The following is a 9,698-nucleotide window of genomic DNA, read 5'->3' on the forward strand; positions in this document are numbered from 1 at the left end:
TGCATCGGTTCGAATTCCTTATTGCTGCATACTTCTGCATACGAATGCACAAAAGGCCTTAGCCACCGCTTTGCTGCACTGCAACCGGCCTTGGCCCGGTAATTCGGTAACAAAGCGGCCTTCCGTGCGTTCCCTGTCCAGACCCAAGGAGGAACATTGATGCTTGATGAAACCCAGGAAAAGCTTTGCGCCGAAAACACCACCGATTTCAGCGATCTGAAGGCGCTGATCCTGAATTGCACGCTCAAGCCGTCACCCCAGGGTTCGCACACCGACAAATTGCTCGGCATCGTCGAAACGATCCTGCACCGGAACAAGGTCAGCGCAGAGCGCATCCGGGTGGCCGATTTCGACATTGCCCCCGGGGTCTATCCCGACATGACCGAACATGGCTGGGTCCGCGACGATTGGCCGCAACTGTGGGAAAAGGTTTCGGCGGCCGATATTCTGATCCTGGCCACGCCAATCTGGCTGGGGGAGAAATCCTCCATCTGCCAGCGCGTGATCGAACGGTTGTATGGGCATTCCGGCCAGACCAACGACAAGGGCCAGTATATCTTCTACGGCAAGGTCGGCGGCTGCATGGTGACGGGCAATGAAGACGGCATCAAGCACGTCGGCATGGGCGTACTCTATTCGCTCCAGCACATCGGCTATACCATTCCCCCCCAGGCCGACGCAGGCTGGATTGGGGAGGCAGGCCCCGGCCCGTCCTACGGAGACGAACGCGAGGACGGTCCGCCTTACGGGATGGACAATGATTTTACCCGCCGCAACACCACATTCGCAACCTGGAACCTGCTGCATTTCGCGCGGATGCTGAAGGATGCCGGAGGGATTCCCGCCCATGGCAATTCAAAGGACCTGTGGAGCGAAGGCCGCCGGTTCGATGCTCCCAACCCAGATTACAGATAGCCGCTACAGGTTGCTCAGCGCCGGGTGATCTTCCGGATAATCCCGTTGAAACTCAGTACCGGGGTTCCGTCAGCCGTCACCTTGCCGACCACGTAAATCGTCTTACCGCCGCCCCTGACCACCTCCCCGCGGGCCTCGATAAGCTGCCCTTCGCGGGCCGGATCGAGGAAATCCCCCGCAAGATGCATGGTGACCCCGTGCCCACCGCCGAGCGCCGGGCCAGCAATGCTGAACAGGGCCGAATCGGCGAAGGTCATCAGGCAGCCGCCATGCATGAAACCCGCGCCGTTCATGTGGCGCGCTTCGGCGCGAAAAGCGCAGACGACTTCGCCCGCTTCGTCGATCTTTTCGTAAAATGGTCCGGCGCGCTGTTCGAAGGCGTCGCTTTGCCAGGTGGACCACCCGGCCCATTCGCCTTCGGTGATCTGCGCAAGTCCGCCGCTGGCACCAACCGCTTCGTTCTCGCTCATGCCCGAAGCGCCGCCACTCCAGGCAATTCCTTACCTTCCATCCATTCGAGGAAAGCGCCGCCAGCGGTTGAAACATAAGTGAAATCAGCGGCCACTCCGGCATGGTTGAGCGCCGCAACGGTGTCGCCCCCACCAGCCACCGACACCAACGATCCTTCGCTGGTCAGCGCCGCCGCCGTGCGGGCCAGCGCCACGGTTGCAGCATCAAAGGGTTGGATCTCGAACGCACCCATCGGGCCATTCCAAACGAGCGTCCGGCAGGTCTTGAGCACATCGGCCAGCGCCTCAACCGCCTGCGGCCCGATATCGAGGATCATCTCGTCCGGCGCGACTTCGTGAACGTTGGAGGTCCGCAAGCTCGGCGGATTGGCTGCGAATTCCTTTGCGACCACGACATCATAGGGCAGATGCACCGTGCAGCCAGCCTGGTCGGCGGCGTCCAGAATGGCGTTTGCGGTGTCGGTCAGATCATGCTCGCACAGCGATTTTCCGACATCCACCCCTCGGGCGGCAAGGAAGGTGTTGGCCATCCCGCCGCCGATGATCAAATGATCGACCCGGCCCACCAGATGTTCCAGCACCGCGAGTTTGGAAGATACCTTGGCACCGCCGACGACCGCCGCCACTGGATGTTCGGGATTGCCCAAAGCTGCGTCGAGCGCCTTCAACTCCATCTCCATCGCCCGCCCGGCGTAGGACGGCAGCAAATGCGCGAGTCCTTCGGTGCTGGCGTGGGCGCGGTGCGCGGCGGAAAATGCGTCGTTGACGAAGATATCGCCATTGGCCGCAATCGCGGCAGCGAATTCGGGGTCGTTCGCTTCTTCGCCCGCCCAGAACCGGGTGTTTTCGAGCATGGCGATGTCGCCATTGCGCAATATTCCCACGCTCTGCTCGACTACCGGCCCGGACACTTCGGGAATGAACATCACTTCGCGGCCCAGCACATCCTCGACCGCATCCAGCGTCATGCTGACCGACATCGTAGAATTGCGCTGGCCCTTGGGCCGACCGAAATGCGCCAGCAGCAACACCTTGGCCCCGGCATCGGCCAGTTCGAGGATCGTCGGAGCGGACGCCCGGACCCGGGTGGTGTCGGTCACCGAACCGCCGTCCATCGGCATGTTCAGATCGACGCGGACCAGCGCGACCTTGCCGGTGACGTCACCCAGATCATCGAGTGTATTGAACATTGCCATAGGGTCGGGGTCCTAGATCAGGCGGGCCATGACGCCCGCGGTGTCGATCATCCGGTTGGAGAAGCCCCATTCGTTGTCATACCACGACACCACGCGGGCAAGCTTTCCTTCCATCACCGACGTTTCCAGGCTGTCCACCGTGGAGCTTGCGGGGAAATGGTTGAAGTCACTGCTGACCAGCGGCTGATCGGTGTAGCACAGGATACCCTTCATCGCGCCTTCGGAGGCGGCCTTCAGGGCGTTGTTGAGTTCCTCGACAGAGGTATCGCGCTTGGGCGTGAATACCAGGTCGATAAGGCTGACATTCGGCGTCGGTACCCGGACGGAGCTGCCGTCCAGCTTGCCGTTGAGTTCCGGAAGAACCAGCCCGACCGCGCGGGCAGCGCCGGTGGTGGTGGGGATCATGTTCTGTGCGCCGGCGCGGGCGCGGCGCAGGTCGCTGTGTATCTGGTCGAGCATCCGCTGGTCGTTGGTGTAGCTGTGGATCGTGGTCATGAAACCCCGTTCGATGCCCACCGTATCATTCAGCACCTTGGCCACCGGGGCGAGGCAGTTGGTGGTGCAGCTCGCGTTCGATACGATCACGTCGGCTGACGTCAACGTTTCGTGGTTTACGCCGTAAACGATGGTCGCGGAGACATTCTTCGCCGGTGCGGAAATCAGCACTCTTTTCGCGCCGGCATCCAGGTGCGGCTGCGCGGCTTCGTGCGACTGGAAGAAGCCGGTGCATTCCAGTACCAGGTCGATGCCCATTTCAGCATGGGGCAATTTGCCCGGTTCGCGTTCTGACGTCACCGCGATCCGCTTACCGTTGACGGTGATGCTCGACCCGTCCGACGATACTTCTCCGGGGAAGCGGCCATGGGTCGAATCGTACTGGAAAAGCAGCGCGTTGGCTTTCGCATCCGCCAGATCATTGATCGCAACCAGTTCGAGATCGTGATCGCTGCGTTCCAGTATGGCCCGGGCGACAAGCCGGCCGATGCGTCCGAAACCATTGATTGCAACCTTCGTCGCCATGTCAAATACTCCTGATTAACCGTTGATCTTGTTTAGTATCTGCGGAACAATCGCATCCACCGTGAATCCGAAACGCTCGAACAAATCCTCCGCCGGGGCCGATGCACCGAACCGGTCGAGGCCGATATTCAAGCCCTTCGCCGTGGTATAGCGTTCCCAGCCCATCGTCACCCCGGCCTCGATCGACACGCGCAATATCTGCGACGCGCTGACGTCTGGCAGCAGGTCGGACTTGTAGGCATCGTCCTGCACATCGAACAGTTCGGCGCACGGCATGGAAATGACGTCAGCGCCGATCCCCTGCGCTTCCAGCTGGTCGGCGACTTCCATCGCCAGCTGGACTTCGGAACCGGTGGCAATGAGGATCGTCCGCCGCTCCGCCGTGGCGGCACGAAGGCGGTAGGCTCCGCGCGCGCTGCGGTTGGAGGCAGCGGACCAACCGGCGTCCCCTTCCCCGCGCACCGGCGCAAGGTTCTGGCGGGACAGTGCGAGCACCGAGGGTGTGTTCGGGGACTGCAGCGCCAGCGCCCAGCATTCCGCCGTTTCGATGGCATCGGCGGGGCGGTACACGTTCAGGTTCGGGATCAGGCGCAGGCTCATCACCTGTTCCACTGGCTGATGGGTCGGACCATCTTCACCCAGCCCGATGGAATCGTGGGTCATCACATAGACCACGCCGACCTGCTGCAGTGCCGACATACGGATTGCGTTGCGGCAGTAATCGCTGAAGATCAGAAAGGTGCCGCCATAGGGCACAATGCCGCCATGCAGCATCATCCCGTTCATCGCCGCCGCCATGCCGAATTCCCGGATCCCGTAATAAAGATAGCGACCCGAATAATCCTCCGACGTCAAAGGGTCGGTGGACGGCGTCTTGGTGTTGTTCGAGCCGGTAAGATCCGCCGAACCGCCAATCAGCTGAGGTAGCTTCGCGGTCAATGGGCCAAGTGCCATTTCGGAAGCCTTGCGCGATGCGACGTTCTTCGGCTCTGCCGCCAGTGCGGCAATATGTTCTTCCAGCGCTGGTGCAGCCAGATCAGCCACGCCCATCATCCAGTTTTCGAATTTGGCCCGGGTATCCACATCGCCTTCAAGCCGCTGGCGCCACTCACCATGCGCCGCCTTGCCGCGATCGCCAGTGGAGCGCCAATCCGCCAGGATGCCGGCCGGAACTTCGAACGGGGCCGCATCCCAGCCCAGCACCTCGCGCGCGGCGGAGATTTCATCCGCGCCCAGTGGCGCGCCGTGGGTGGCGGACGTGCCCTGCTTGCTGGGGGCTCCCTTGCCGATCACCGTCTTGCAGGCGACCAGCGAAGGGCGATCATCGGCCACCGCCTCGTCAAGTGCGCGGCGGATGTCGGCGTAATCATGCCCGTCGCAGCTGACCACGTGCCATCCGGTTGCGCGGTAGCGGGCGGGAATATCTTCGCTGGTAGAAAGCGCTGCCGGCCCGTCGATAGTGATGTTGTTATCGTCCCACAGCACGATCAGGCGGCCCAGTTTCAAGTGACCTGCAAGCCCGATAGCCTCGTGGTTTACGCCTTCCATCAGACAGCCATCACCCGCGACCACCCAGGTGCGGTGATCGACCAGATCATCACCGAACTGCGTGTTCAGATGCCGCTCCGCAATCGCCATCCCGACGGCCATGGCAAGGCCCTGGCCCAGCGGGCCGGTGGTGCATTCCACGCCGTCCAGAAGGAAGTTTTCCGGATGGCCGGCGCAGGGGCTGCTCAATTGGCGGAAATTGCGGATGTCATCCATCGTCGGCCGGGCATAGCCAGACAGATGCAGCAGCGAATAGATCAACATAGACCCATGACCGGCTGACAGGACGAACCGGTCGCGGTCGGGCCATTTTGGGTCGGCGGGATCGAACTTGATGTAATCCGACCACAGAACCGCCGCAACATCGGCCATGCCCATCGGCATCCCGGGGTGCCCGGAATTCGCCGCCTGCACCGCATCCATGGAGAGCGCGCGGATGGCGTTGGCCATCGGGGCAAGGCGGGATGCGTCGAGGCTCATAGACAGGCTCCAGATTCAACCGCGCGAAACACGCCGATATCGGCCCGCAGGGGACCATTCGCCAGACCAGTCGGACACTCGATTCGGCCCGTGAGCCAGCGGGCGAACCCTTCGCGGACCCTAGACGGAAGGTCAAGGACAGCGCCGCGATGCATCCCCAAACCTGCGCTTTCCCGCCTTGTGCACTTCGAACGGAGGGCGATTATCAACAGAGGTGCCCAACCCTTTGCATTACCACGGGCTCTGAAGTAAATTAACCTTCATGAAAGAGGAACGGATCGAGCAGGCAGTCAGGCGGATCGAATCCGCGCTGCGCCGGATTGCCGATCTGGCCGAGCGGGTGGGTCCCGCCTCGCCCGCGGTATCGGATCTGGTGGTTCGCCATGAAAATCTGCGGGAGGCCGTGACCAGCAGCCTGAACGATCTGGACGATCTTCTCGGAAGGCTGGAAAAGTGAGCCAGGTGACCCTGACTATCGGCGGACGCAGGCACACCGTTGCCTGCGCGGACGGGGAAGAGGCGCATATCGCGGAACTCGGCCGGATGATCGACGAGAAATTTGCTGAGCTCGGCAACCCGCCCGGGCCGGATTCGCAGAATTTGCTGTTCGCCGCGCTGCTGCTGGCGGACGAACTTCACGAAGCGCGGAGGGCCGTGCTGGAGGCTGAAAGAACTAGACAAATTCTTGCCGCCGAACGCGATTCGCTCGCAGAACGGAATGAGGAATTGCTCGCATCGCCTGCCCCAGAGACCGGGTCGGGAAGGTCTGAAAACGAGGGCGAACTAGCCGAGGAACTCGAAAGATTTGCCGATTTGCTCGAAAATTGTGCGGATAAGCTTGAGACCAAGGCTCCGAAGGACTAAATAGGTGTCGGCGGAGCTACCCGGCACGAGCCGACGAACATCCCTGAGGCTATAAGCATTCCTAGGGAGCTGTCCCTGCCTGAAGTACCGTTTCGCACGGGGCTTCGGATCATATGGCGCCCACCTGACGTTTTCGCGTCAGAGGATCTCCAGGCAAGACCACGGTGGTTCCGTCACTCCACTTCACGCGAGGCTCAAGATTGACCAGTAAAGCAGCCTTGCGCACCGCACTCCGCAAGGCAAGGCGCGACCATGTCGCCAGCCTGCCCGGCAGCATTCAGGCTTTGCTGTTCAAACGCCCTCCCGAACCGCTGATGGCTTTGATCCCGGACGGTGCGGTCATCGGCCTGTACCATGCGGCAGCCGCGGAGGCACCGGCAGGCGGTTACGCCAAATTCTTCCTTGAGGCCGGCCACCCGATCGCGCTGCCCCGCCTGCGCGGCGAACCCGGCGCAATGGATTTCCGCGCCCACACCGATCCGTTCGAGGAAAGCGATCTCGAGCCTGGCCCGCACAACTTGATGCAGCCGCGCGCGGATGCGCCCGTCGTTACCCCCGAAGTAGTGTTTGTGCCGCTGCTGGGATTCACAAGCGTCGGCCACAGACTCGGGCAAGGCGGCGGATATTATGACCGCTGGCTGGCCGCCAATCCGGACGTCACGGCGATTGGCATGGGATGGGACATGCAATTGCTGGATGAAATTCCTTGCGAGGCGCACGACCTGCAACTGAACGCCGTCGTGACCCCAACGCGAATCTACGGACCATTCAATGCGTGATAAACCAACCTGGCGAATTCCGGCCGGCATTCTTGCCCTGCTGACCGCTCTCACCGTGTATGCCTTGGCGGTCATGTGGGCGAGTCAGTGGATTGGCGGAATGCACGTGGCATTCCAGACCGCCATCTATCTGGTGCTCGGAGTGGCATGGCTGCTGCCGCTGCGAAATTTCCTGATCTGGATGGAAACCGGCCGCTGGGGCTGAAACGGCAATTCGGGCGCAGGCACGACCTGAAATTCTGCCGTGAAATGAAGCGCCCCAATGGCGCGAGTGACGAGACTTGAACTCGCGACCTCCGGCGTGACAGGCCGGCGCTCTAACCAACTGAGCTACACCCGCGTAACGGTCTGGACCGCTTGGGAAGCAGGGCAACTAGGCGAGAGCGGTGATACTGTCAACGCAGAACAGCGACAAAAACCGGCTCTTTTTTTCGCCAGTGCATCGGGTCTGGAATCGGTGCCGCGCTGCCTGCAATGCCGAGCGCCAAATTGCCCGTAAGCGGCATCAGCAGCTCTCGTATTTCCAGTTGCGTTTCTTGCCTTCGGCGAGCCACTCGATCGCCGTAGCGATCCGCCGTGTGCGGGTTTCCGATCGTTTCGCCTCAGTAATCCACTCGAGATATTCGCGCCGATGCGACGGTGCCAGACTGTCGAACACCGCAGATGCGGCAGGTGCGGATTGCAGTGCAGCCGCAAAATCATCGGGAACAGGAATTTCCGGTTTCGGATTGCGGGTCCTCTGTCGAACAGGTCTGACGCCAGCTTCCAGATCGGCACGCGCCTGCCGGAGTGTTTCGATTATGGCTTCGTCAGCCGGTAAATCGGCAAGACTGGTCAATTTGCCGAAATGCCCCATCCCCTCGCTATCGGCGGGCCGGTTGTGGATGACCAGCGACGCGTGTTTTTTGAACGCAGCAAATGCGACCAGGTTTTTTCCGCCAACCGTGATATGCGGCATGCCCCATTTTATGGTTTCCGAGCCATCGGGCACCGCCTGGCGGATCAGTTTCCGCAGATGGTTCAGGATTGGCGCGAAGGGCCGTGCAGCAGCGATATACTCGTCGATCCGGACATCGCTGTTCATTGTGCGCTACCTTCCAACTGATCCCTAGTCCGAGAGCAACCTCACCGGAGTTTCGAGCAGCTTCTTCACTTCCTGGACAAAGCTGGCGGCATCATATCCGTCAACCACGCGGTGGTCGCAGCTGATCGAAATATTCATCAGCTTGCGCTTCTCGATCCGCTCTCCGCCCATCCCGTCGGGCACGAACATCGGGCGTTCGATGATCCGGTTGGGTCCGATGATCGCGACTTCGGGCCGGTTGATGACCGGCGTTGTCGCCACCCCGCCCAAGGGGCCGAGCGAGGTCAGCGTCAGGGTCGAACCGGACAGTTCGGAAGATTTCGCCGTCCCGTCCCGCGCCGCCTGCGCCAGACGTTTGATCTCGCGCGCCAAATGCCACAGATTTTTCGCCTGCGCATCGCGGATGACCGGGACCATCAGGCCGTTGCCCGTCTGCGCAGCCATGCCGAGATGGACGCTGCCGTGGCGGGTTACGACATTGGCTTCGTCATCATAGCGCGCGTTGATCATCGGGAACTGCGGGATGGTCTTGCAGATGGCCGCGATCAGCAGCGGCATCATGGTCAGTTTGGGCCGAACATTCCGTTCATCCTGAGCCTGCCGGAGGAGGCTTTCGTTGAGCTGCGCACGCATCCGTTCCAGTTCGGTGACGTCGCATTCCTCGACATAGGTGAAATGCGGAATGTTGCGTTTTGCGGCCTGCATGTTCTCGGCAATCCGGCGGCGCAGGCCGATGACCTTGATTTCCTCGTCCTTGCGCGGAGCCCCGGCCGAGGCAAAACCCTTCGCACCGTTATAAGACAGGAATGCATCGAGATCGGCGTGCCGCACCCGTCCGTCGGCAGCGGGCTTTACTTCCGCCAGATCAATCCCGAGATCCCTGGCGCGCTGGCGCACGGCGGGGGAAGCCAGAACTTTGTGGTCGGTCTTTGGAACGGAAGGTGCAGGAACAGGCTCGGGAGCCACTTCGGGTGCATTCGCCGGCTCGGGTGCAGGTTCCCGCTCAGGCTTGCCTGCAACGGCGGCACTCGCATCGTCAGCATCCGACGCATCGGGATTTTCAACCTCAATGCGTTCCGCCGCCCCGTTTGCCGCATCGCTATCCTCGGACACTTCGTCGTCGGTTTCGATTACCACCAGCATCGAGCCGATGGCGATGACATCGCCCGCTTCGCCGGCGACTTCCAGCACCTTGCCCGAAACCGGGCTTTCCATTTCGACCGTCGCCTTGTCGGTCATCATGTCGGCGATCTGGTCATCTTCCTCGATCCGGTCGCCTACCTTGACGTGCCAGGCGACAATCTCGGCCTCGGCGATACCTTCGCCGATATCGGGCAGGTTG

At 61.5% G+C, this 9,698-nt stretch carries 11 protein-coding genes and 1 tRNA gene; 5 read left to right on the forward strand and 7 right to left on the reverse strand.

Annotated features, from left to right (window positions below; all coding sequences use genetic code 11):
* The first annotated feature begins 159 nt into the window (after nt 1-159).
* Nucleotides 160-915 carry a flavodoxin family protein gene (locus U0988_RS08765; RefSeq protein WP_322292244.1) on the forward strand — a complete coding sequence of 252 codons (756 nt, stop codon included), beginning with the start codon at nt 160-162 and terminating at the stop codon, nt 913-915.
* Nucleotides 916-929: 14 nt separating this feature from the next.
* Here the strand turns inward: U0988_RS08765 and U0988_RS08770 are convergent, their stop codons facing one another.
* The 4 genes from U0988_RS08770 to tkt are packed head-to-tail and all read right to left on the reverse strand — an operon-like array spanning nt 930 to nt 5,629.
* Nucleotides 930-1,385, reverse strand: coding sequence for a PaaI family thioesterase (locus U0988_RS08770; protein WP_322292245.1), 456 nt, complete (start codon nt 1,383-1,385; stop codon nt 930-932).
* Nucleotides 1,382-2,581: a phosphoglycerate kinase gene (locus U0988_RS08775; protein WP_322292246.1), complete on the reverse strand. Its 1,200-nt coding sequence runs from the start codon at nt 2,579-2,581 to the stop codon at nt 1,382-1,384. The genes U0988_RS08770 and U0988_RS08775 overlap by 4 nt, the downstream gene beginning before the upstream one ends.
* 12 nt (nt 2,582-2,593) lie before the next feature.
* Complete coding sequence (gene gap / locus U0988_RS08780) at nt 2,594-3,601, reverse strand: type I glyceraldehyde-3-phosphate dehydrogenase (RefSeq protein ID WP_322292247.1); 1,008 nt, start codon at nt 3,599-3,601, stop codon at nt 2,594-2,596.
* Nucleotides 3,602-3,616: 15 nt separating this feature from the next.
* Complete coding sequence (gene tkt / locus U0988_RS08785; RefSeq protein WP_322292248.1) at nt 3,617-5,629, reverse strand: transketolase; 2,013 nt, start codon at nt 5,627-5,629, stop codon at nt 3,617-3,619.
* Between the two features lie 262 nt (nt 5,630-5,891).
* Between tkt and U0988_RS08790 the strand changes: the two genes are divergently transcribed.
* The 4 genes from U0988_RS08790 (at nt 5,892) to U0988_RS08805 (ending at nt 7,477) form a co-directional block, all read left to right on the forward strand.
* Nucleotides 5,892-6,086 carry a hypothetical protein gene (locus U0988_RS08790; RefSeq protein WP_322292249.1) on the forward strand — a complete coding sequence of 65 codons (195 nt, stop codon included), beginning with the start codon at nt 5,892-5,894 and terminating at the stop codon, nt 6,084-6,086.
* Entirely contained in the window at nt 6,083-6,493 is a 411-nt protein-coding gene (locus tag U0988_RS08795; protein WP_322292250.1) for a cell division protein ZapA, read from the forward strand. The genes U0988_RS08790 and U0988_RS08795 overlap by 4 nt, the downstream gene beginning before the upstream one ends.
* Before the next feature lie 200 nt (nt 6,494-6,693).
* Nucleotides 6,694-7,272, forward strand: a complete 579-nt coding sequence (locus tag U0988_RS08800; RefSeq protein WP_322292251.1) for a 5-formyltetrahydrofolate cyclo-ligase — start codon at nt 6,694-6,696, stop codon at nt 7,270-7,272.
* Entirely contained in the window at nt 7,265-7,477 is a 213-nt protein-coding gene (locus U0988_RS08805; RefSeq protein ID WP_322292252.1) for a DUF2842 domain-containing protein, read from the forward strand. Before U0988_RS08800 ends, U0988_RS08805 begins: the two co-directional genes overlap by 8 nt.
* Before the next feature lie 58 nt (nt 7,478-7,535).
* Here the strand turns inward: U0988_RS08805 and U0988_RS08810 are convergent.
* From U0988_RS08810 to U0988_RS08820, 3 genes are all read right to left on the reverse strand, one after another.
* Nucleotides 7,536-7,612: transfer RNA gene (locus U0988_RS08810), tRNA-Asp, on the reverse strand.
* Between the two features lie 165 nt (nt 7,613-7,777).
* The gene (locus U0988_RS08815; protein ID WP_322292253.1) at nt 7,778-8,356 is read right to left on the reverse strand and encodes a YdeI/OmpD-associated family protein; all 579 of its coding nucleotides are present in this window, start codon (nt 8,354-8,356) and stop codon (nt 7,778-7,780) included.
* A 24-nt stretch (nt 8,357-8,380) separates the two neighbouring features.
* Nucleotides 8,381-9,694 carry a dihydrolipoamide acetyltransferase family protein gene (locus U0988_RS08820; RefSeq protein ID WP_416172383.1) on the reverse strand — a complete coding sequence of 438 codons (1,314 nt, stop codon included), beginning with the start codon at nt 9,692-9,694 and terminating at the stop codon, nt 8,381-8,383.
* Nucleotides 9,695-9,698: the final 4 nt, after the last annotated feature.

Origin of the sequence: Allopontixanthobacter sp., assembly GCF_034376665.1 — a bacterium.
Taxonomy (GTDB): domain Bacteria; phylum Pseudomonadota; class Alphaproteobacteria; order Sphingomonadales; family Sphingomonadaceae; genus Allopontixanthobacter.